The following is a 23,667-nucleotide window of genomic DNA, read 5'->3' as shown; positions in this document are numbered from 1 at the left end:
GACATTTGTCACTTTTATCCCTTCAAATTTGAATGATTTAGATCTATTATCCAGTCTCTTAAATCCTCTCAAATTCGGATAACCGGAGTTCTTCATTCTTTCTCTCTTAGCGTCAATATGAAATAATATAGAGAAAGGTTTGTTCCCTCCGATGAGGGGTAAGCTAGAAGAAATAAGTGAATTCGATTTATAAGGAGAACGTTATGAAACACCACTCAAACATTGGAATCATTGATATCGGCTCCAACTCAATCCGGCTGGTCATCTATGAAATTAAACCCGGCGGGTGCTACCGGATCATCTATGAAAATAAATATTCGGCCCGCTTAAGCCGGGAGGTCGAATCGGACGGAACGATTCCGCACGGCCGCCTGGAGGCGACCATCCAGATACTCAATCAGTTCAAGATGATCTGCCAGGAGTTCCGGACCACGCATATCCGCGCGGCCGCTACAGCCGCCATCCGCAATGCGGTTAACGCGGAAGAAATCATCGGCTGGCTTGAAGCCGGCACCGGCCTAGTCATTGAACGGGTAAGCGGCGAGCAGGAAGCCTATTACGGCTTTCTTGGCGTTCTCCAGTCGATGGATGTTCAGGACGGCATGATCGTGGATATCGGGGGCGGCAGCACGGAGCTGACGCTGTTCAGGAACCGGAAGCTGCTGCACAGCATCTCGATCCCGCTTGGAGCCGTTAACGGGCTCACCCGGTTCGCCGCAGGGGAGCAATGGGAGAAGAGCCAGGTTGAAGCGCTGCGGGCGGAAATCCGTCAGGCCCTTGAACCGCTGGGCTGGCCGCAAAGCAATATGGGCCTTCCACTGATCGGCCTGGGCGGAACGATCCGGACGCTTGCCAAAATGCATCAGCGCCAGATCAAATATTCCCTTCCGGCTGTTCATCATTATGAAATGGAAGGGAAAACCGTCGATGAAATGGCCGAACTGCTGCCGTTTGAAAGCTCTTCTTTCCGCAAAAAGCTGCCCGGCTTGTCCAAGGACCGCGCCGATCTGATCGTGCCCGGCCTGCTGATTCTGCAGACGATCTTCCATGCCATTCAGGCCGACCGCTATATCGTCAGCGGGGCAGGACTACGCGACGGCTTGTTCCGGGACTGGTTTGCACCCGAAGAGCCGGTGGTAGCCGATGCTCTGAAGACAAGCGTACAGAATATCCTTTGTTTTGGGCCGCCGGTGCTGGAGTCCTCTCTTACTGCGGCTTACGAGGATATGGTCAAAATCTATACAGCCCTGGAACGGCAAAAGCCTGATGCTCGGGATACCTCCGTCATGTATACGGCTGCCATGCTCAGCGAGTCCGGCATCCTGATCAACTACTATAAGAGCAGCCAGCATGCCGTTTACCGGATTATGTACGGGGGCATTTACGGGCTCTCTCACCGGGAAGCCCTGCTTAGTGCGATAACGGCCGATTATCACCCGAAAAAGAGAACGCCGCAGCTGCTCGAGCAGCACGCCGACATTTTGAAGTCCTCCGACACGGAGCGGGTTCATCGGCTGGGCTCCTTGCTTTCGCTTGCGAAAGCGATCCGGTCTACGCCGATTGTGGAGAGGATTTCCGTCGAAGCAGCAAACGGCTCGCTGCACGTGCAGATGCACTGTACCGCTGAGTCGCTTGTACAAAACAACCGTATGGAGGAAGCCTCCAAAGACTTTGAAGAAGCTTGGAAGATCAAGTTGACGTGGTCAAATCTTGCGGCTTCCAATAATTAATGTTCATCGCCTCCGTCTGACTGCGCAGCGGAGGTTCTTCATTGTGGACAAAGACATAATTCCCGCTCGCCTGCAGTTCCCTTGCCTTGACATTATCCCGCAGCATCAGCTTCAGAATATGGATCACCATCTCTTTCGTGGCCGGATCAAAGACTGGACACATCAGCTCGATACGCCGCTTGAGATTTCGTGTCATCCAGTCTGCACTGGAGAGGAAGACTTCCGGACTGCCGTCGTTCTCGAAATAAAAGATCCGGCTGTGCTCCAGGAACCGGTCCACGATGCTGATGACCCTGATATTCTCGCTCAGTCCCTCTACACCGGGACGCAGGCAGCACACCCCCCTGACGATCAGCTCGATCTGCACGCCTGCTTGGGAAGCCAGATAAAGCTCATCAATCATGTCCTGATTGGATAAGGAGTTGATCTTGGCGATCATCCGGGCTTTCTTGCCGTTGCGGGCATGCTCCGCTTCCCGCCGGATCAGGCGGAACAGCTCGTCCTTAAGGCCAGTTGGCGCAATGCGCAGCGCCTTAAGATTTTTGGGGCCGGAGAACCCGGTAATTTCATTAAACAGCTCCGAGGCGTCGTCGCCAATGACCGGATTCGAGGTGAACAGCCCTACGTCGGTATACACTCTGGCTGTGCTGGCATTGTAGTTGCCGGTTCCCACATGCACATAGCGGCGGAGCCCTTGCTGCTCGCGGCGAACCACCAAAATAATCTTAGCATGGGTCTTTAATCCAACAAGGCCATAAACAACATGACAGCCGGCCTTCTCCAGCTTTCTCGCCCAGGCGATATTCCGTTCCTCATCAAAACGGGCTTTAAGCTCAACAACGACCGTTACCTGCTTGCCGCATTCCGCGGCGTGCGCCAAAGCCGGAATCAGCTGCGAGTCGCCATTAACCCGATAAAGCGTCATTTTGATCGCCATGACTTTCGGATCTTCGGCAGCTTCCTGTACAAAATCAGTCACCGCATCAAACGATTCATAGGGATGGTAGACCAGCACGTCCTGCCTGCGCAGCACTTCAAAATGACTTTCTTGCGGCGCAAACTCCTGCGGATATACCGGCTGGACCGGCGGATATTTCAAATGGGAGAAACCCTCCAGGCTATCGGCAAAACCGATCAGGTAACTTAAATCAAGCGGACCGTCGATTTCGTAAATGTCCTCCAGCTCGAACTCCTCCTGCAGCTCGGCAAGCGCATCCGGGTGAATGCCTTTCTCGACCTCCAGCCGGACGGGCGCTCCGCGCCTGCGGCGGCGAAGCTCTTTTTCAATTTCCTCCAGCAAATCCTCCGCCTCTTCTTCGTTGATGGTCAAATCGGCATTCCGGGTTAACCTGAACTCATGAACGGCAAGCGGCGTATAACCGATAAACAGCGTATGGATATGATGTTTGATCAATTCTTCGATCAGGATGAAGGATTTGCGTTTGCTGTTCGCACGCAGCGGCACGGGAACGACCCGCGGCACATTGGATGGCACCTGCACAATCGCAAAAAAGCTCTCTTCCTCATCCTCCGCCTCCTCTTTGCGAAGCAAAACCGATAAATATACAAATTTCGGATGCACAAGCGGAAACGGCCGGCTCTGATCTACCGCCATCGGCGTAAGCACCGGAAAGATAATATCATGAAAGTAATGATCCAGAGCCTTCTGCTGGGTCGCATTAAGCGCCTCATATTCCTGAAAAACAATCCCCTTCTTGGCGAGCAGACGCGTCAGATCCCGGTAACTCTTGTACTGCTCCGCCGTCATCTGTTTGATCCGTTTGACCAGCCTTCGGTATAAACCCGAGGGAGCGTATCCCGTAAAATCTTTTTGCGTAAAGCCGGCCTTGATCTTCTCCATCGTTTCGGCAACGCGGACGGCCATGAACTCATCCAGATTGCTGGCTACAATGCCAAGAAACTTCAGGCGCTCCAGCAGCGGCGTATCAGTGTCCTGGGCCTCCTGCAGCACACGTCTGTTGAACTCCACCCAGCTCAGATCCCGGTTTACATATTTTCCGGTGTTTATTTCTCTTAACATATCGGTCCTCCGAATGTCAGCATAAATGATTGCATTTACTCTATTAATCAGCTTAACTATGTAATTGTACTTTGCAGACTTGCAGTTCGTGTTAGGGCAGTGTAAAACGAATGTTAATTTTATGTAAACGGAGTTTTAAGAACAACAGGATTAAATACCTCCGGAATCTAAAAACTCCTTAAAAAAATCAACCCCCTATTTCTTACAAATTTAGATATAATAGCTGTGCAGCTTGGGAAACGCTTTCATGATTAAATAGGGTTTGATGAGGAAAGGAGAGGATACTTCAGCATTTTGCAAACGCTTACCTACTATTTAAGATCTGTTCTGGTCAAGTCCAAGCGGTTTATCAAAACCTATTACGGGAGGAGACAATTATGTTCAGAAAAGCAGTGTCCGTCGTTTCCAGTCTGGTCATGACGGTGGGGTTCCTTGCGGCTGATCCCGGTTTTTCCCATGCAGCTTCGATCAGCGATGCCAATTCCACTATCTTTGGCCCTAACGTCTATGTATTCGACCCTTCTATGCCGGCTTCCGATATTCAGAACACGGTCAACTCTGTATTTGCCGTTCAGGAATCCAACGAGTTTGGCTCCCAGCGAAACGCTTTATTATTCAAACCAGGGTCTTATAATATTAATTTCAATGTAGGCTTCAACACCCACGTAGCCGGGCTAGGGCAGAATCCCGGGGACGTAACGATCAACGGCGGGTTAAACGTCAACGCCGATTGGGACAACGGCAACGCCACCCGTAATTTCTGGCGCACTATCGAGAACCTGACCATCGCTCCTTCCAGTGGCGTTACCCAAATCGCCGTATCCCAGGCAGCGCCGCTTAGACGGCTGCACATTAAAGGCGAGTTGGACCTGTTTGACTTCGACTCCAATTGGAATGCCGGCTGGGCCAGCGGCGGCTTTCTGGCGGACTCCATCGTCGACGGAACGGTTGTGCCGGCGTCCCAGCAGCAGTGGTTCTCTCGCAACAATCTGTACGGCTCCTGGAACAACGGCGTTTGGAATATGGTATTCGTAGGCGATACAAACGCGCCTTCGGGACAGTTCCCGGAACCTCCGTATACCGTGATAGACCGAACACCGGTTATGCGGGAGAAACCTTATCTCTATATAGATAACGCCGGCCAATACCGGGTGTTCGTGCCTGCGCTGCAGTCCAACTCCAAGGGGGTCAGCTGGGCGAACGGCTCCACGCCGGGTTCTTCCTTGTCCATCGATCAGTTCTATATCGCCAAACCGGAAACGGCTACTGCGGATTCGATTAACGCGGCTCTTGCCCAAGGCAAAAACCTGCTGTTCACCCCTGGTTTCTTCCACTTAAACGACACGATCCGCATTGCGAATCCCAACACAGTCGTGCTTGGCATCGGTATTCCGACCCTCGTGCCGGACAATGGGAAACCGGTCATGTCGGTAGCGGATGTAGACGGCGTCAAAATTGCCGGATTGACCTTTGACGCCGGTCCGGCGAATACTTCAAGCCTGCTTGAAGTAGGTCCTGCCGGCAGCAGCGCCGGCCATGCCGCCAATCCGACTTCGCTGCACGATCTTACCTTCCGGATCGGCGGCGCTTCAAACGGCCGCACAGATGCCGGCCTGGTCATCAACAGCCGCGACGTCATCGGCGATCATTTCTGGATCTGGCGTGCCGATCACGGCACGGGAGCCGGCTGGACCAGCAACGTGTCCAAAAACGGCCTGATCGTAAACGGGGCCGATGTTACCCTGTACGGCCTGTTTAACGAACACCACAACGAATATCAAACGGTATGGAACGGCAATGGCGGCCGTCTGTATTTCTATCAATCGGAAATCCCGTACGATGTTCCAAACCAGGCAGCCTGGATGTCGAACGGCGGAGCGGTGAACGGCTATGCCTCCTACAAGGTGGCCGACTCGGTAACCAGCCATGAAGCCTGGGGGCTTGGCATCTACTCTTATTTCCGGGATGCGGCCGTCAAGCTGAACAGCGCAATCGAGGTGCCTAATACGCCGGGCGTCAAAATCCATCACGCCACAACCATCTGGCTTAACGGCACGCCTGGAAGCGAAATTACCCACATTGTCAATAACACCGGCGGCCGCGTATATGCGAACAGTCCGGCCTCGGCCATGCGGCAGACGCTTAATGAATTTGCCGGGAACGGCAGCGAAAATCCGGGAGACGGAGGCACCAATCCAGGCGGAACTGCGCTGGACCGCACCGGCTGGACGGCCGTCTCTGATCCTTCCAGCGGCGATTCCGCCGCAAATCTGTTTGACGGCAATACAGCAACCCGCTGGAGCACAGGGGCGCCAATGGCTTCGGGTCAATCCTTGACGATCGATATGAACCAGGCTTACAACGTGAATTCGATCAAAATGGACTCGACCGGCAGCGACGGCGATTATGCCCGCGGCTACCAGATTTATTTATCCAATGACGGCAGTACCTGGGGCAATCCGGCGGCAGCTGGAACCGGAAGCGGTCCTGTAATCGACGTGAGCTTTACCGCGCAAAATGCCCGGTATATCAAAATCGTGCAGACCGGCACTTCATCCAGCTGGTGGTCGATCCATGAACTGAACGTGTATGGCACCACCGCCAGCTCCTCGGATACGCCGCTTGCCCGTAATGGCTGGACGGCTTCCTCGGCGCCTTCCAGCGGCGACCTGCCGGCTAGCCTGTTCGACGGCAACCCCGCCACCCGCTGGAGCACAGGCGCACCGATGGCACCGGGCCAGTCTTTGACGATCGACATGAAGACCGCGAGCAGCTTCAGTAAAATCGTCATGGACTCCACGGGCAGCGGCGATGACTATGCACGCGGATACGAGATTTATGTATCGAACGACGGCACCAGTTTTGGCAGCGCGATTGCGACAGGCACGGGGAACGGTCCTGTGATCACCGCTACCTTCACGCCGCAAAATGCGAGATACATCCGGATCGTACAAACCGGGACCAGCACCAGCTGGTGGTCGATTCATGAACTGAACGTGTATCCTTGACCTCAGCCTGGCCGCACATAGCTGAATAAATCGAAAGAGGGGTCTCCATTCCACTTGGAGACCCCTCTTTTGTAATGGAAAACAGCCAAAGCTGCAGGTTCACCCGGCTTTAAGCCCGTTCAAGCCGGATCGCTAGCTGCTTTCTGAAGTACGCAGGGGAATATAATGACTTCACAGGAACGTTGTGACCGTTGCCCCTACTTCCCGCCATTTAGTTACACTATTAACCAACTTAGCCATGATCCCTTTTTTCCGAGAGGAGACTTTCCCATGTCCACATCGACACTCATTTTTCCTCGGAAGATCTGATACAGCTGTCCGGAGAAGCGGTTAAGCCTCTTATAGAGGGAGTCGGACCTTTTACTAACCTTCTCCCTTGATTAAGGGAATAAACTTTGCTTTCACCTGCGCCGCCAGCTGCTGCGGGTTCAGCTCGATTTGCGTGCCTATTCTTCCCGCACTGACTGCAATGTTCTCCAGCCCTTCGGCACTGGCATCAATAAAGGTCGGGTACAGCTTTTTCATGCCGACTGGAGAACAGCCGCCACGGATATACCCCGTCCATTTAAGCAGGTCCTTCACGGGCAGCATCTCGATCTTTTTGACGCCGGCGGCTTTGGCTGCTTTCTTCAAATCAAGCTCCTCCGCTACCGGAATGACATAAACGTAAATTTGGCTGCCTTGGTGGGCCACCAGCGTTTTAAAGACGGACTCCTGCGGTCTGCCGATTTTCTCGGCCACGGCTGTGCCGTGAATCTGCCCATCCTCGTGCTCGTAGCTCAGCACTTCGTACGGAATGTTTGATTTGTCGAGCTGCCGCATGGCATTGGTTTTGCCTTCAGCCATTATTTTCTCCCCCTATCGCTCATTGCTCCTTCTCCCCTGCCTTCTCCATGACCACATACCTTTTGCCGCCCTTCTCGAATTCTTCCTCTGTCTTAAGCAGTCCGAACTTCTCATAAAAAGGCGCCTTCTCTGAGCGGGCATTGCAGAAAATACGTTTGGCTCCAGCCGTCCGGGCTTCTTCAAGCACATGCGCCAGCAGCCTGCTTCCATGCCCTTTGCCCTGCTCGTTCTTCTTTGTAGCAAATTTGCGGAATTGGGCTTCAGGCCCTTTTAAGAACAAGGATACCACCGACAGCAGCTTTCCTTCTTCAAAAAGCCCATAATGGACGCCCGCATCATCGTCTGTCAGCTTGACGTAATCAAGAGGCTTGTCCGGCCACATCACTTCGTGCCGCAGCTGCCAGGCAAGCTCCTTGGAGATTTTTTCGATTGACATAAAAACCCCTCCTTTCTTGGCTACATTGTCTTTGAACCCATTCACTGCCGCAGCATCCCGTCATTATTCCGGCGCTGCACCAAGACCGGCATCCCGGCTTGGATTATGTTTGGATGATGTTTGGATCCTCGTCCGGCCTCCGATAATCCTGCATACAGCGGCAGCTGCTTTCCCTATCCATATTATTTCATTTGTTGACATGACGAAAGCTGCACTGCCCATCTTCATGCAGGAAATTCGATGATCAACACCACCACGGATGTGCTGCCTTCTTGGGATGGCTAATAGAGCTTAGAAGCTGAGCTTAGAACCTGAAAAGACAAAAGAAAAGCAGGCCCCGGCGTTATCCGGAACCCGCTTTCTATTTGGCGTGAATTTGCCTGAAAATCAGGCTTTAACGCCGTATTTCTCACGGCTGAGGCGAGTGGCTTCCACCATGTTTCTCAGCGCCAGCACCGTTTCTTCATCTTTGCGTGTCTTCAGGCCGCAGTCCGGATTGATCCAGAATTGGGACGGCTTCAGCACCCGCAGAGCACGGTCGATCATGGAGGTCATTTCCTCCACCGCAGGCACACGCGGGCTGTGAATGTCGTAGACGCCAAGACCGATGCCTTTGTCATACGTATATTTCTCGAAGCTTTCGATCAGCTCGCCGTGACTGCGCGAGGTTTCGATCGAAATGACGTCCGCATCCAAAGCGCTGATCGCTTCGATGATGTCGTTAAATTCGCTGTAACACATATGGGTATGGATTTGCGTTTCATCCTTAACCGTTGTCGTGGACAGCCGGAACGCCTTGACCGCCCAGTCCAGATAATGCGGCCACTGCTCGCGTTTGAGCGGAAGCCCTTCGCGCAGAGCCGGTTCATCCACCTGGATCATCCCGATGCCGGCTGCTTCTAGCGCCTCCACCTCTTCCCGCAGGGCCAGCGCAATCTGATAAGCGACCTCTTCGCGGGACAGATCATCCCGCACAAACGACCAGTTGAGGATCGTAACCGGACCGGTCAGCATGCCTTTCACCGGAGCTTGGGTTAGCGATTGAGCGTATACGGTCTCGGCGACCGTCATTGGCGCGGTGAACTCGATATCCCCGTAAATGATCGGCGGCTTCACGCAGCGGGAGCCATAGGACTGCACCCAGCCCAGCGATGTGAAAGCAAACCCTTCCAGCTTCTCTCCGAAAAATTCCACCATGTCCGTCCGCTCAAACTCTCCATGCACAAGTACGTCCAGCTCCAGCTCTTCCTGAATACGGATCCAGTCCTGGATCTGCTCCTTGATGAACGTTTCATAACGCTGAGGACTCCACTCGCCCTTGCGCCATTTCAATCTGGCGCTGCGGACCTCCGGCGTCTGCGGGAAGCTGCCGATCGTGGTTGTCGGAAGCAGCGGAAGCTGGAACTTGTCCTGCTGCAGCTTGCGGCGAGTCTCCACATCGGCCGTTCTTTCGGCAGGTTGGGCCGCCGCCTCGGCAGTACGCTGGCGTACAGCCGTTTTATTTCTGGCCGGCGACTGCTGAAGCGCCTTGCGGCCGCGGTCCGCCGCAGCCAGTTCGGCGCTGACGGCTGAAGCGCCTTTGCGGCCGGCTTGGGTGAGCAGCACAAGCTCGGTGATTTTTTCATTGGCGAAAGCAAGCGCGTCTTGGAGGACCGGGTCCAGCTTCTGCTCCTGAGCCGCCGTCACAGGGACATGCAGCAGGCTGCTGGAAGGCTGAACGAGAAGGCGATCCGCCGCTACTTTCTGCTTCAAGGCATCCAGCAGCTCAAGTTTGGCGGCCAGATCGGATTTCCAAATGCCTCTGCCATCAATCACGCCTGCTCCAAGCACCTTGTCGCCCGGGAAACCCTGCTCCAGCACGGAGCGCAGATTTTGCCCGCGGTCATGAACGAAGTCGAGACCGATGCCCTGCACCGGCAAAGCTACGATTTCCTTGTAGTGATCCACAGCTTCAAAATAGGTTTGAACCAGCACTTTCAAGCCGGACAGCTGTTTACTCAAAGACCCGTAGATATGCTGGACCTCTGCCAGCTCTTCGGACGTAAGCGTCGCCACCAGGGCAGGCTCGTCGATTTGCACCCACTGTACGCCCTCCCGCTCCAGCTCGGCCAGCACTTGTCCGTATAGCGGAAGCAGGCGGTCCACCCAGGCCGAGAACTGCTCGGCTTCATACCCTTTGGACAGCTTCAGCAGCGTAAACAGGCCAAGAAGCACCGGCTTGCCTTCAATGCCCAGCTTGGTTTTGGCTTCCCGGTATGCTTCAAGCGGACGGTTGACCGTCAGAACCGGCTGCAGATCCGCCGTAATCTCCGGCACGATATAGTGATAATTCGTGTTGAACCATTTTGTCATTTCGGAGGCGGTGGCTTCCTTGTTCCCCCGGGCTATCGCGTAATAGGTGGCAAGGTCGACCTGCCCTCCCGTCCAGGCAAACCGACTTGGCACCAATCCGAACATGACAGCCGTATCCAGTACATGATCGTAATAAGTAAAATCATTTACAGGAATCAGGTCAATCCCCTGCTCCTGCTGAAGCTTCAAGTTCCCGAGACGAATGGATTCCAGCTCGCTGTGCAGCTCCTGCTCCTCCAGCTTGCCGGCCCAATAGGCCTCGATGGCTTTTTTCCACTCCCGGTTTTGACCGATGCGCGGGTATCCTAAATTGCTGCTTCTCATTCGGAAACACTCCTCTATATTGAGATGGTCTTGAGCGGTTCCTGCAGGCCTGCCGTCGTCCGCTTTTCTTGTTAAACTCAAAATAGCATAGTTTCCTGGATATAGGGTAAATCCTAAAAGATATAGCCGGTTATAATTAAAAACTATATCAAACCATAAAAATAACGTGCAGTCAGCTGTACGGAGCTGCGCGCATGCGAGAAAACTATTTAACGTTATTGGACTGCCCCGCTAGTTGATTTCCTTGGATTGGCTTATAACTTCTTTAATCGCTTTATAATCGACATTGCCGCCAATGATCTTGTAGGAACTCAGCGCGTTTTTGGTCTTTTGGGCATCCATGACTTCCAGGTATTTTACGATTCCATTCTCACCATATAAATAAAGCCCGTTTTGTTCCGTATGATCTCGTTTATCTGTAAACATATAAAAATAGCCCATGCTTTCCCCATGTTTATGGAAGTCTTTTATCTTCCTTAGGCGAACATCATCAAAGCTGTTAAGGAAGTTCTGGATGACCTGCGGATCTTCTATGGATGTATCTGTTTCTATGGATGTATCTGGGTTATGAACTAAGAGCATACGGTCTACGCCGTTATCCTGAACTTTGTTGATCAGCACCTGATCCAAAGAATAAGTTCGAAACCAGTCGACCACTCCCAGATTATAAATATGTACTCCAAGCATAATAAGGAGAAATAGGATAAGGAACAACCGTCCTTTACTGATCTTCATAGGATGTCCCCCTTTGCAGTTTCTTTAAGATGGTTTAATTCCCTTTGGCAGATCAAGCAATCTCATTCATTGAATCCCATTTATTTACTTTTGTCAAGGCAAAGAAAAAGCTCCCCGAAGGAGCCTTTTTGCCTAATAATTAATAATTGACGGAAACGGTTTGCAAAATCTGAACGACACGTTTTTCCACTGAGGAATCGTCTGCCTGATCCAAATATTCGGGTTTTAGCAGCTGATACTTTTTCATCTGATAAAAGTCCATGACAGCTTGCTTGAGCGTTACATCATATTGGATGGAAAAAGACGGCTCCACTAAGCGCCGCAGCACGGCGTCATCCTGAACCATAAACAGCACCGCATTCATCCGGTTGAAGATCCCCTGCTCCATTCCTGATTCAAAGAATACCTCCAGCTTTTTGTTTCTATCCTGCATAGCGGCGGAAAGATCGTCAAAGTGATGCGGATAAAACTCCTTTAGATCGTCCAGAAACAAATCCGTAATGTAAATGACGCAGACAAGCGACTCGATAAACGTCTTCTGGAACCGTTTAATGTACGAAAGGGATTCATCCTGTACCACCTGATCCACCTCATGCAGAAAATTGACCGAATAATCTACAATTTCCTGCATGATCTCGTCTTTGGAGGAAAAATGCTTATACAGCGTCACTTTGCTGATGTCCAAATATTTGGCGATTTCATCTATTTTTAATTGGCTGAATTTGGTATGCCTGATAACGGGCTTTATTTTCAAGAGATATTGATCCCTGCTGACGGCTTTTCTCACGGCCTAAATCCTCCTTTGAGACTCATAAATCCTATTATAACGAAAATGGGAGGTATCATAAATGCTTCTTAATAAATTAACTTATTTAATAAAAATAGTTTACCTTATCAAGGTTAAGCTCTATAATCAATCCTGTATCCACTCTTGTTTATCAACCTAAAATTAAGGAGGCGCAAATTCATGCGTGTTTTTGTTACAGGAGCGACCGGATTTATTGGATCTGCCGTAATAAAAGAGCTTATTAGCGCCGGCCATCAAGTTGTCGGGCTTGCCCGTTCTGACAAGGCTGCGGCCGAGCTGGCTGCAGCGGGAGCCGAAGCTCACCACGGGAGTCTTGACGATCTTGACAGTCTGCGCAGCGGAGCCGCTTCGGCCGACGGCGTTATTCATCTGGCATTCAAGCATGATTTTTCGGATTATGAGGGTGCTCTGGCAGCCGATCTCCGCGCCGTCGAAACCATAGGGGCCGCCCTTGAAGGGTCCGGCAAACCCTTCGTGAATACTTCGGGGACTTTGATGATGTTAGGCGTTACTCCTCCGGGTACAACCGGAACGGAAGAAATCGTTGCCGGACAGCGTGCCCGGGGCGCATCGGAAAATACGACACTGGCGTTCGCCAAACGCGGCGTGCGTTCCTCTGTTGTCCGCCTTTCTCCTTCCGTCCACGGGGAAGGCGACCATGGATTTGTCTCCTACCTGATCGGCGTCGCCCGTACCAAAGGTGCCGCCGCATATGTCGGCGACGGGTCCAACCGCTGGCCAGCCGTACACCGCCTGGATGCCGCCCGTTTGTTCCGGCTGGCGCTCGAACAGGCACCGGCGGGTTCCATCTTTCATGGGGTTGGGGATGAGGGGATACCCTTCCGCGACATCGCAGGGGTCATCAGCCGGCATTTGGGCGTACCGGTCGTCAGCATTCCGCGCGAAGATGCGGACGCTCATTTCGGTTTCCTCGGCGCTTTCGCCTCCGCCGATAACCCGACCTCCAGCGCACTCACGCAGCAGCGTTTGGAGTGGCAGCCTAAAGAACCTGGCTTAATCGAAGATCTCGAACAGGGGCATTATTTCAAGAACTGATAAGGCCAACCCGCCTACCGGCGATGTGATCCCTTAGAAAAATAGCAAAATAAAATCCCTGCAAGCATAGAACCTATGCCGGCAGGGATTTTTTTAACCCTATACTACTATTTCATTTTTCCTACAACTTTGACTCTTAATCGGGTGGCATTCTCCGGATGATAAGCCAGCGGCGTCTCTTCCACTTCTACCAATTCAATGGTTTCGGAAACCGCACCGGCTAAAACGGCTTGTTTAACCGCTTTTTCCTCGGCATCCTTCAGGGAAGATTCGCGCGGCTCTCTGGAGTAAATATAAATCTGTTCGTATTGGCCGCTGATTTGGGCAATGGAGGCGCCGATGGCATTGGCGACATTTCCGTTTTCCGTTTTGATCATACGGGCGACCCCGCGAATCTGATCAGGAATAATGATACTTCCTCCGCCCACAAGAACGAGCTGAATGTCTTCGGAAGAGGTTTTCATCTTATCGATGGCCTGCTCGATGATAGCCGCTATCTGGGCCTGTACCGCTAAGGCAAAATCCTCTTCCAGGTGAGACACCAGACTTTTATCGCCGACCTCAGCAAGCCCCAGACGGACTGCGATATCCGTTGTTGTCAGTGTATTCCCGCCAAAGACAAGCGCTTCTTCGCCGATTCTATAGCCGACACTGTCCGGACCGACTGTAATGGCACCGCTGTCGCTCACCCGGACAATACTGCCGCCGCCCAGGCCAACGGAGATGATATCCGGCATCCGGAAATTGGTGCGGATATCGCCGACCTCAACGGCTACTGAGGATTCCCGGGGGAAACCGTCCTGCAGAACGCCGATATCCGAGGTCGTGCCGCCTACGTCGAGCACCATCGTATCTTTGATCTGTGCCAGATAAGAAGCGCCTCGGATGCTGTTGGTCGGTCCGCAGGCAATCGTCAAAATCGGGAACTGCTTGGCATAATCAATGGACATCAGGGTTCCGTCGTTTTGGCACAGGTAGACCTGCGCACTTTTGATTCCTTCTTCCTCAAGGGCATGAATAAATCCCGACGTAGTTGCAGCAATCACCTTGCACAATGCCGCATTTAAAATCGTTGCGTTCTCCCGTTCAATAAGACCGACGGAGCCGATTAAAGAGGAGCAGGAAACCGGGAAGGCTTCCCCGTATTCTTCTTGAATGAGGTCACGAACCAAAAGCTCCTGGTCATTTTTGATGGAGGAAAATACCCCGATTACGGCAATGGACTCCACATGGTTCCGCCACTTGTCCAGCAGTGCCTTAATCTCCTCTTCATCCACCTCACCAAGCAGCTGGCCATCGTATTCATAACCGCCCTGAACCAGCGAGTAGCTGCCGGACAGGATGTCCACCATATCTTTAGGCCAAGCCGTATATGGCGGTACGGATGCTGTAGCCGGGTATCCTAAACGGATAACGCCGACCTTCGCCAGCTTCTTGCGTTCTACAATCGCATTAGTGCATTGGGTTGTGCCCAGCATCGCGTGAGTAATCTGTGCTTTATCAATCTTGGCTTCCTGCAGCAACTGCCGGAGAGAGGATTCAATCCCCGTCTTGATATCCAAACTTGTCGGCGATTTCACGGCATGGATCAGCTGATGGCGCTCATCCAGAATAATGGCATCCGTATTGGTTCCGCCCACATCAATTCCGATTCTATACATGGTCTGTCACCGCCTTGTTTACCAATTTTTCAAGAGGAACATATTCATAGTCATATCCAAAATACTTGGGACCCGCTGTCTCTATGCCTTTCGCCGTTCTCCACTTCTCATGGGCAGGGAGTCCGATGACTCTTACGCGTTTCCCGTATTTCAGGCTTTCTGTAGTTATAGGCGACAAGGTTTCGAAATCGACCAGACAAATCAAGTCCGGGGTCATCGCTACAACGCGGCCGTCCTTCTCCGCAACGAGATTTTCATTTTGAAAATGAACGTCCATGTTTCCGCCCTTATGGCCTTCAATCCCTTCCAGATTCATGCGGCCGAGGTTAAACCCTCCTTTGGTCTCCCGGATCACATCGACAATCTTGCCCTGGAAGAGCTCATAACCGGATACAAGCTGGAGCAGCTCCTCAAGTTTGTCCTTGGCGTCTCTATTCTTCGAAGCAATAATTTCTCCAATCTGCTCCGAAAGCGTCACGATGCCATGCACGCCGCTTGTTTTCATCTGTGCGCCGGTCGTCGGGTATAAGCTCACTAGAGCGCTTGCTCCCATCTCCACCGTCACCGCCCGGGCGAGCCGCTCCGTCCATTTATTATCAATCGTTTCAAAAATGCCGATATTCCCTTTCTCATCGGTAATCGCCATCGGCGTCGCCGGTACGCCATCCAGGTTAAACGTTACCATCTGCAGCTCCGGAAACGCTCTTCCCATCCCGTCGCAATCGACGAGCGGCAGTCCCAGCTGTGCAGCGACTACGATGGGGATCATCGAATTGACGCCGCCCGCTTCCATCGGATAAGTGCCTGCAATGTTGTCTTTGCCCAGGTAACGGGACAGCTTCTGAAATACTTTAACGAATTCGCTCCCATTCGGGAACTTCTCGGACGATACGGAAGGTGCCCCCATCATGGCCGTCGGGATAAAAAAATCCTCATCGGCGATTTCATCAACCGAATACAGCCTGACCGGGCCGTTTTGTTCAATGGCGGAAATCGCCATCAGCTTGCCGATATAGGGGTCGCCGCCGCCGCCTGTTCCCAGGAAAGCGGCCCCGATTGAAATATTTTCAATAGCTGTTTTATCCAGATATCTCATTGCTGTTCCTCCAATACTACTGTTTTTGAAGCTGTAATCCGGTAACCTACGACATAAAGGACAAAGGAAATGACAATCCCGATCAGGGGCTGATTGGACACCTGCGGCAGGCTCGGGAACAGCGAGAGTACAACCGGAATGGCCGCGATCACCGAACCGATAAGCCAGGAGTAGATGCCCAGCTTGTTAACCCCTTCCGTCTCTCTCCAGCTGTTCTTGTCTCCCTTGTTGATCATCCAATAAGAGGCGATCATTACACCTGCTACTGGGGGAACCATAGCCGACAGGATCGACATCACCGGTGTAAAATAACCCAGAATACCGATTACGGCGAGCACTGTTCCGATAAGTCCGGCAGCCCCGACCGCCCATTTCTCTTTCTGCTTGGAAACGTTAAAGACGTTGATTAAAGCAAATCCGCCGGAAATGGCGTTGACCATATTGGTTTTCCAAGTGGCCAGAACCAAAGCGATCCCGCCGATCAGCGGAGTGGCAATACTCAAGAACACGGCTGTTACGTCATTGGTCTGATAAGCAAGCGTAAGTACGGCACCGACGCCGATCATCAGGACCCCTGCGGGAATAATGCCGAAGAGGGCCGCTTTCCACACATCGGAACGTTTTCTGGAGAACTGGGAGTAATCTCCCGCAATGACTGCACCGAGGGCAAAGGAGCCGATCGTGACAGCCAGCCCGTCCGTAAAGTTCATCTTCGATTCGGGTCTATAATTCGAAATCAGCTGCACATTGTCACCGGTCAGGGCATGAATGAGGCCATAAACACAAAGGACAACCAGTAAAGGTACAGCGATATAGCTTAGTACTCGAAGCACTTTGATCCCATACATGGCCGAAACAACCATCACCAGACCGCTGATCAGCGAAGCAACAGGTACGGACATTTTAATATCAAACTCCGCCATCAAGTTAGCCACCGCCGCTCCGCACACATTCGCCTGAATCCCAAACCAGCCCAGACAGGCAATCGTCAGAAGAATCGAAAGAATGGTACGTGAGCCTTGTTTACCAAACACCTGGCTTGCGACCTGAACGGTCGATTTGCCCAAGTCTGTGCTCTGCATGCCCTGGAGAATCATAAGGACTACGATAATGGCATACCCCACTACTGTGACAACTAAGGTCTGGGCCATGCTCATCCCTGCGATCAGGGTATTTCCGACGAGAAGACCAGGTATGCTGATCATGGCTCCGGCCCATACAAAGGCTAACGTAAACCAGGATTGATTGGCTTTATCTGTTTTCATATCTGCCTTCCTCCTATCTCGTTCAAATTGATTTTTCTTATTGTAAATGAAAGGATAGAAGATCGTCTTTTTCAGAAATAAAAAGAAAAATCCGAATTTTTGTCCTAAAAGACAAAAACCCGGATAGTTTTGGAAGGTCAGCTATTAATTAGCCGGTAAATCATGCAAGCCAGGTAAACCTCGTAAAACTCGGAGTTGACGGTAATGTCGTATCCGACCAGCTCACTAATCTTCTTGATCCGATATTTCACCGTATTTTTATGAATGAAAAGCAGCCGTGCGCATTCATCCAGATTTCCCTTGGCATCCAGCAGGAAGGTGGCCAGCGTCCGGACCGACTCCGCATCATTTAGTACAGGCGCTATAGCGGACATCCATTCCTCGATAACCTCTTCGCCCTGTATACTCAAATCAATGGCCCGCTTCATAGAGCGAATCTCCGCTGCCGTAAATAATTTGCGGTGATTGTAGATCAGGTGAACCTTCTTCCCTACTTGATTCACAAGCTGGTACATCCGCCTTACATCCAGCGTATTTCTCATACGCGGCGCGTAGACCATTTCGGATATAGAGGCCAGAAAGCTTGTCGTCTCGGCATATTCAGCCGCAATTTCATATTCATTGTATTTGTAGGAGCAGTTCCCGAGCAGGACGATAATACAATGATCAATCGTTTGAATGACCGCCGTCTTATAGTATTTGGACAGGTACTCCTCTAACTCTTCTCGAACGTGTTTCTCCATGGACAAGTCCTGAAGGTACACCAGCCACATCATTTGAATGGCGGAGACATCAATATGAAGGAGCTGCGCAAGCCTGCGCATTTTCTCGCTTTCATCGTTGATGATAGCTTTCACCAAGGCATATTCGCTGACCTCATTATGTTTGTCGCCCCATAGGTTGATAGCCACCTGCACCACTTCACTGATTTTATCCATCGTTTTGGCGGGCAGCTTGGATTGTTCCTTAATCAGAAATAAATACAGCACTTCCCCGTTCTTCTGATAGATGCCGCGGTGCTCTATAAAGCAGGCAGGCGCCCGGTCTTCAGTCCGGCTGCCGCTGTTTACCAGCTGTGGCGCGTAATCCCGGATCATTTGGGAGACCTCCAAAGGCGAGTTGCGCGGCCACATCACCTGATTTACGATTTGCAGGTTTTTGTTTGTCAGAATGAGGCTGGCCTTCAGCCGGTCGGATAACAGCTTCAGCGTCATCTCCACACTTTGCGAATGCTCAGGGAGGAGCGTCACCTTTTCCAGAGATTCATTGACGAAATTGTCGTTGATCGTCTGATTGTTCAGCACGATGGCTTCCATGACCTCATAGATGACCTCGTTGTAACGCAGCGTATAATCGTTCTCCGGCATGCAGATAATCATGAAATTCAGGGATTCTGCAAATTCCAGCACCTCTTCCGTGAGCTCCCGAATGACAATGCCTACATAATATAAGATCAGCCCCACTTCTCCAAGTCCGTGCAAATAACGGATGGTCTCGCATTGCTTCTCAACACTGTCCTTTATCGAAAAAAGAGAGCTGATCACAAGTTCTTCCGCGTACCACTCTTCCTGTACCGAATTAACGATCTGAGAAGAAAAATCCGCATTGGACACCTCTAGAACAGACAAGGAGGAGACCGTACGGCTCAAATTGCTCTTTCCTGTTAATACTTTGGCCCCCTGAAAGGAAGGCAATTGTAAAATATCCTTAACGGTTACCCCCATTGGTATCACCACTTTTGTTTTGTTTTCTTATGGATAAATGTATCCCTATATTGTAAAACGTTTGGGGATGTGGTGCCAGCCGGCTTTATCAGCCTTTTCTTGCATCAAGCGGCCCATTACAGATTATCGTTCGTAGATATTTACTCCTGAATTAATGATTACAAAATTTCACCTGAATGTAGTAAAAATTTGAAAGCCGCCAAGAGGCCTGATATCTTTATTAATTTAAGAGTATATCCTTCTCTGATAATGCACCAGAAATCTTGAACAGTAGTACCTTGAATTCCGAGCTGGAGGAGATAAAATTATGCGAAAGGGAATCATAATAGCTTTTGGAATTGTTTATGGAGCTATTTCATCTATTATTGTTTCATTAGTAGTAAATTTATTAGGCGCGGTTATGGGATACACGAGTTTAAAATTGTTTTCGGCAATTATTCCTTCATCTATCTTCTTTGCAGTACTAGGTTTGTATATAATAAACAAGCCAATTCGTAATAAGGCTTCCTGGATTATAAGCGTAATTGCAGCTTGGATCTGCGCGTTGTTAGTAAACTTAATCGGGCCTTCTATTAATGCATATAGAGAGACTGGCCTATGGTTGGACATTGATTTTTCCCGAATAAAATACTCTCTTTTCATCTCCACAATTATGTTACCAATTACTTTTATCATGACAAGAGCGGCAATCAATTGGTTTCAAAAAATTGTTTTAAATTTAATCAAATCAGAACCACCCGTCCAACGGGTGGTTTGCACTAGGGGTATAACCCCTTGTTGCCAAACTGCGCCTAAAGACGCTAGCCTGACCACAAAGCGTTCAGGCTCAGTGTTATTTGTCTCTTTCACTTACCAGTTAAACTGGTTTTACTTTTTCTTGCTCTTGTTGCTGCTGAATGGATCTTCATACTCTTTTACACTCAGCTTATCCACTGCCTGGTCATGTGCCTCTTGCTCTCGAATGTATTTGGCGACGGTGGCTTCATTTAGCCCCACTGTACTTACGTAGTAGCCTTCCGCCCAGAATTTACGATTCCCATACTTATACTTCAAATTGGCATGCTTCTCAAAGATCATGAGTGCGCTTTTCCCTTTTAAATAGCCCATAAAGGAAGACACAGATATTTTCGGTGGAATCGCCACCAGCATGTGCACATGATCCGGCATCATATGTCCTTCTAATATCTCGACTCCCTTGTATTTACATAGACGCTTCATGATTTCAATTAGATCTCGTCTCACTTGATTGTAGATCTCTTTACGTCTATACTTCGGGGTGAACACAATGTGATACTTACACATCCACTTTGTGTGCGCTAAACTAAAGTTTTTATTTGCCATTTAAGACCATCCTTTCGAATTGAGCCTGAACATCTCAATTTTATCGGGATGGTCTTATTGGTGTAACCCTAGATCCCTCCACCCGCATAGCGGGTGGTTTTATATTTCGCGCGTTTCACGCGCTCAACAGGCTGAAGCCTAAAAATAAAAAACCCACTTCTTAATTTAACAATTAAGAAGTGGGTTAAAACCTTTAAGTAGAGATTAAGGCTTTATCAGCCTTTTTTTACATCATGCCGCCCATACCGCCCATGCCGCCCATGTCTGGAGCGCCAGCTTTTTCTGGTTCTGGTTTGTCAGCGATCACAGCTTCAGTTGTCAGGAACAGGCCTGCAACGGAGGCAGCGTGCTGCAGTGCGGAACGAGTTACTTTAGCAGGGTCAACGATGCCGGCTTCGATCATGTTTACCCATTCGCCAGTAGCGGCGTTGAAGCCGATGCCTGTTTTTTCTTTCTTCAGACGGTCCACGATGACGGAACCTTCTTCGCCAGCGTTGGCTGCGATTGTGCGGATTGGTTCTTCCAGAGCGCGGAGCACGATCTCTACGCCTGTTTTTTCGTCGCCAGTCGCTTGAACGGCTGCAACAGCGCCGTATACGTTCACGAGTGCTGTACCGCCACCGGCTACGATACCTTCTTCAACCGCAGCGCGGGTTGCGTTCAGGGCGTCTTCGATGCGCAGCTTGCGCTCTTTCAGTTCGGTTTCAGTAGCCGCGCCGACTTTAACAACCGCTACGCCGCCAGCCAGTTTAGCCAGACGTTCTTGCAGCTTCTCTTTGTCGAACTCGGAAGTGGTTTCTTCCAGTTGAGCGCGGATTTGGTTCACACGAGCATCGATATCGGCTTTGTCGCCAGCGCCGTCAACGATCGTTGTGTTCTCTTTCGTTACGATCACTTGACGAGCGTTACCCAATTGATCGATCGTTGTGGATTTCAGGTCGAGACCCAGTTTCTCTGTAATCACTTGGCCGCCAGTCAAAGCAGCGATATCCTGCAGCATAGCTTCACGACGGTCGCCGAAGCCAGGAGCTTTAACCGCTACCGCATTGAATGTGCCGCGCAGTTTGTTGACGATCAGCATGGCTTGAGCTTCGCCTTCAATGTCTTCCGCGATGATGACAAGCGGACGGCTTTGTTGAACGATTTTCTCAAGCAGCGGCAGGATTTCCTGTGTGCTGCTGATCTTTTTATCGGTGATCAGGATGTAAGGATTCTCCAGGTTAGCTTCCATTTTGTCGGTGTCGGTAATCATGTAAGGAGAGATGTAGCCGCGGTCAAATTGCATACCTTCTACAACTTCCAGCTCCGTAGCGAATCCGCGGGATTCTTCTACAGTGATTACGCCGTCTTTGCCGACTTTCTCCATCGCTTCCGCGATCAGTTGGCCCACTTCTTCGTCAGCAGCAGAGATTGCAGCTACTTGAGCGATGGATTGTTTGCCTTCGATGGTTTTGGAGATGGATTTCAGTTCTTCTACAGCAGCGCGAACCGCTTTGTCGATCCCTTTGCGAAGGCCGATTGGGCTTGCGCCTGCAGTAACGTTTTTCAAACCTTCACGGATCAAGGCTTGTGCCAACACGGTTGCAGTTGTAGTACCGTCGCCGGCAACGTCGTTAGTTTTAGTTGCAACTTCTTTAACCAGCTGAGCGCCCATGTTCTCGAATGCGTCTTCCAGCTCGATTTCTTTCGCGATCGTTACGCCGTCATTGGTGATGAGCGGGCTGCCGAATTTCTTCTCCAGAACTACGTTGCGGCCTTTAGGACCCAAAGTAACTTTTACAGCGTTAGCCAAAGCGTCTACACCACGAAGCATTGCGCGGCGAGCGTCTTCACTGAATTTAATGTCTTTTGCCATTGTAAAAAACCTCCCAATTATCGATTCGTTATAGTCATGCTACTAGACAATCTGTCTTTCGATTTGGTGCGGGTCTATTATTCAACGATAGCTTGAATGTCGCTTTCTTTCATAATCAAATATTCTTTGCCTTCGTATTTCACTTCTGTGCCGGCATATTTGGAGAAGATCACCACATCGCCAACTTGAACTTCCAAAGGAACACGAACGCCGTCTTTCAGCGTACCGCTGCCTACGGCAACAATTTTGCCTTCTTGCGGTTTCTCTTTGGAGGTGTCCGGAAGCACGATTCCGGATGCCGTAGTTTCGCTTTGCTCGATAGCTTCCACCAATACGCGTTCACCTAAAGGTCTGATCATGAAAAAATAGCCTCCTTCGAAATTATGTTAGATTTAAGTTTTAATGTGATTGTTCTTATGTATTAGCACTCAACATCACTTAGTGCTAACAACACTGTTTATGATACTCAAAGTAACTTCATTTTTCAAGTCCTTTGTACAACTTTTTCGGCATAACTTTTTCACAAAAAAAAACCGTTTGGACATTCCCTACTCATTCTATCCTTGCGAGAAAGAAGATATTCCGGGTTATACGCAAACGGGCTGTATATTCTTATTCCTTAGGTTCTTCCTTAGGCTCTTCCTGATGCTGCTTCCGGTATACGCGCGCAGACAATACGATACTGAACTCATACAGCAGCAGAAGCGGAATCAATACAATAAAAGCCGAAATGAAATCGGGCGGCGTAATGGCGGCGGAAGCGACAACAAGGGCAAAATAAGCCGTTTTCCGCATCTTGCGGAGCCTGGCCGGATTCACCAGCCGCAGGTGCGTCAGAAACAGCACGATAAGCGGCAGCTCAAACACCAGCGAGACCGGTACCACAATGTTTGTGAGAAACCGGAAATAATCGGCAGCCCCGTAGGTTTCCACCAGTCCCAATTCCTTGTTCAGGTTAGAGGTAAAATGAATGGCCAGCGGAAAAACCGCATAATAACCAAAAGCAGCTCCGCCAACAAAACTTAAAAAAGCGAACGGAATATACTTCAGCGTTGCCCTCCGCTCCTCCGCCTTCAGGCCGGGGCTGACAAACGCCCACAGCTGATAGAAGGTAAACGGCAGCGTAATGCCAAAAGCAACGGTGAGCGCAATTTTCATATAAATGCCGACCCCGTCCCAAAAGGAAAAAGCGTTCAGACGTACGTAAACTCCGCCGCTGCCTCTCGTCGTAAGATAGTGGTAGATCGGCTCAGCCGCAAAGAAACCGCCGACCAGCACAAGACCAAACACGAGCACCACGGCCAGCAGACGTTTGCGGAGTTCCATGAGGTGACGGGTCATGCTCATCGTTGCAGCTGATGATTCGCTCATGCGCTCCTCCTTCTGCAG

The 23,667-nt window shown here is 50.7% G+C and carries 18 protein-coding genes; 3 read left to right on the top strand and 15 right to left on the bottom strand.

The annotated features are described in order from the left end of the window. The first annotated feature begins 203 nt into the window (after window positions 1-203). Window positions 204-1,730 carry a Ppx/GppA family phosphatase gene (locus AWM70_RS01570; protein WP_068693762.1) on the top strand — a complete coding sequence of 509 codons (1,527 nt, stop codon included), beginning with the start codon at window positions 204-206 and terminating at the stop codon, window positions 1,728-1,730. Here AWM70_RS01570 and ppk1 read toward each other — a convergent pair. Next, window positions 1,690-3,771, bottom strand: coding sequence for a polyphosphate kinase 1 (gene ppk1, locus AWM70_RS01565; RefSeq protein ID WP_068693760.1), 2,082 nt, complete (start codon window positions 3,769-3,771; stop codon window positions 1,690-1,692). The two genes, AWM70_RS01570 and ppk1, sit on opposite strands and share 41 nt — an antisense overlap. A gap of 377 nt (window positions 3,772-4,148) precedes the next feature. On the opposite strand from ppk1, the gene AWM70_RS01560 reads away from it, so the two are divergent. Next, window positions 4,149-6,779, top strand: a complete 2,631-nt coding sequence (locus AWM70_RS01560) for a discoidin domain-containing protein (RefSeq protein ID WP_068693758.1) — start codon at window positions 4,149-4,151, stop codon at window positions 6,777-6,779. A 363-nt stretch (window positions 6,780-7,142) separates the two neighbouring features. On the opposite strand, the gene ybaK is transcribed toward AWM70_RS01560, so the two are convergent. From ybaK to AWM70_RS01535, 5 genes are all read right to left on the bottom strand, one after another. Further along, entirely contained in the window at window positions 7,143-7,625 is a 483-nt protein-coding gene (gene ybaK / locus AWM70_RS01555) for a Cys-tRNA(Pro) deacylase (RefSeq protein ID WP_068693756.1), read from the bottom strand. 19 nt (window positions 7,626-7,644) lie between these two features. Further along, window positions 7,645-8,061 (bottom strand): GNAT family N-acetyltransferase, encoded by a 417-nt coding sequence (locus AWM70_RS01550; protein WP_068693754.1) that lies wholly within the window; start codon window positions 8,059-8,061, stop codon window positions 7,645-7,647. Between the two features lie 387 nt (window positions 8,062-8,448). Further along, complete coding sequence (gene metE, locus AWM70_RS01545) at window positions 8,449-10,737, bottom strand: 5-methyltetrahydropteroyltriglutamate--homocysteine S-methyltransferase (RefSeq protein ID WP_068693752.1); 2,289 nt, start codon at window positions 10,735-10,737, stop codon at window positions 8,449-8,451. A 231-nt stretch (window positions 10,738-10,968) separates the two neighbouring features. Next, window positions 10,969-11,472: a hypothetical protein gene (locus tag AWM70_RS01540; protein ID WP_068693750.1), complete on the bottom strand. Its 504-nt coding sequence runs from the start codon at window positions 11,470-11,472 to the stop codon at window positions 10,969-10,971. A 139-nt stretch (window positions 11,473-11,611) separates the two neighbouring features. Then, entirely contained in the window at window positions 11,612-12,259 is a 648-nt protein-coding gene (locus AWM70_RS01535) for a TetR/AcrR family transcriptional regulator (protein WP_068693748.1), read from the bottom strand. A 180-nt stretch (window positions 12,260-12,439) separates the two neighbouring features. Between AWM70_RS01535 and AWM70_RS01530 the strand changes: the two genes are divergently transcribed. Further along, window positions 12,440-13,336, top strand: a complete 897-nt coding sequence (locus AWM70_RS01530) for an SDR family oxidoreductase (protein WP_068693745.1) — start codon at window positions 12,440-12,442, stop codon at window positions 13,334-13,336. A 107-nt stretch (window positions 13,337-13,443) separates the two neighbouring features. Here AWM70_RS01530 and AWM70_RS01525 read toward each other — a convergent pair whose 3' ends face one another. The 9 genes from AWM70_RS01525 to tatC all read right to left on the bottom strand — a co-directional run bounded on the left by AWM70_RS01525 (window position 13,444) and on the right by tatC (window position 23,649). Then, window positions 13,444-14,997, bottom strand: coding sequence for a hydantoinase/oxoprolinase N-terminal domain-containing protein (locus AWM70_RS01525; RefSeq protein ID WP_068693743.1), 1,554 nt, complete (start codon window positions 14,995-14,997; stop codon window positions 13,444-13,446). After that, on the bottom strand, window positions 14,990-16,093 hold the full coding sequence (locus AWM70_RS01520; RefSeq protein WP_068693741.1) for an S-methyl thiohydantoin desulfurase family protein: 1,104 nt from the start codon (window positions 16,091-16,093) through the stop codon (window positions 14,990-14,992). The genes AWM70_RS01525 and AWM70_RS01520 overlap by 8 nt, the downstream gene beginning before the upstream one ends. Beyond that, window positions 16,090-17,358: a cytosine permease gene (locus tag AWM70_RS01515; RefSeq protein ID WP_068693739.1), complete on the bottom strand. Its 1,269-nt coding sequence runs from the start codon at window positions 17,356-17,358 to the stop codon at window positions 16,090-16,092. Before AWM70_RS01515 ends, AWM70_RS01520 begins: the two co-directional genes overlap by 4 nt. Before the next feature lie 137 nt (window positions 17,359-17,495). Continuing rightward, window positions 17,496-19,082 carry a PucR family transcriptional regulator gene (locus tag AWM70_RS01510; RefSeq protein WP_068693737.1) on the bottom strand — a complete coding sequence of 529 codons (1,587 nt, stop codon included), beginning with the start codon at window positions 19,080-19,082 and terminating at the stop codon, window positions 17,496-17,498. Window positions 19,083-19,424: 342 nt separating this feature from the next. Further along, complete coding sequence (locus tag AWM70_RS23370) at window positions 19,425-19,757, bottom strand: hypothetical protein (protein ID WP_169823386.1); 333 nt, start codon at window positions 19,755-19,757, stop codon at window positions 19,425-19,427. Between the two features lie 192 nt (window positions 19,758-19,949). Beyond that, the gene (gene tnpA, locus AWM70_RS01500) at window positions 19,950-20,423 is read right to left on the bottom strand and encodes an IS200/IS605 family transposase (RefSeq protein ID WP_068693347.1); all 474 of its coding nucleotides are present in this window, start codon (window positions 20,421-20,423) and stop codon (window positions 19,950-19,952) included. A 226-nt stretch (window positions 20,424-20,649) separates the two neighbouring features. Continuing rightward, the gene (gene groL / locus AWM70_RS01495; protein ID WP_068693734.1) at window positions 20,650-22,278 is read right to left on the bottom strand and encodes a chaperonin GroEL; all 1,629 of its coding nucleotides are present in this window, start codon (window positions 22,276-22,278) and stop codon (window positions 20,650-20,652) included. A 77-nt stretch (window positions 22,279-22,355) separates the two neighbouring features. Further along, window positions 22,356-22,637, bottom strand: coding sequence for a co-chaperone GroES (groES, locus tag AWM70_RS01490; RefSeq protein WP_068693732.1), 282 nt, complete (start codon window positions 22,635-22,637; stop codon window positions 22,356-22,358). Between the two features lie 253 nt (window positions 22,638-22,890). Continuing rightward, the gene (gene tatC / locus AWM70_RS01485; RefSeq protein ID WP_068693730.1) at window positions 22,891-23,649 is read right to left on the bottom strand and encodes a twin-arginine translocase subunit TatC; all 759 of its coding nucleotides are present in this window, start codon (window positions 23,647-23,649) and stop codon (window positions 22,891-22,893) included. Window positions 23,650-23,667 lie beyond the last annotated feature (18 nt).

This window comes from Paenibacillus yonginensis (assembly GCF_001685395.1).
GTDB classification, from domain to species: Bacteria; Bacillota; Bacilli; order Paenibacillales; family Paenibacillaceae; genus Fontibacillus; species Fontibacillus yonginensis.
This window is presented reverse-complemented; position numbering and strand designations above follow the sequence as displayed.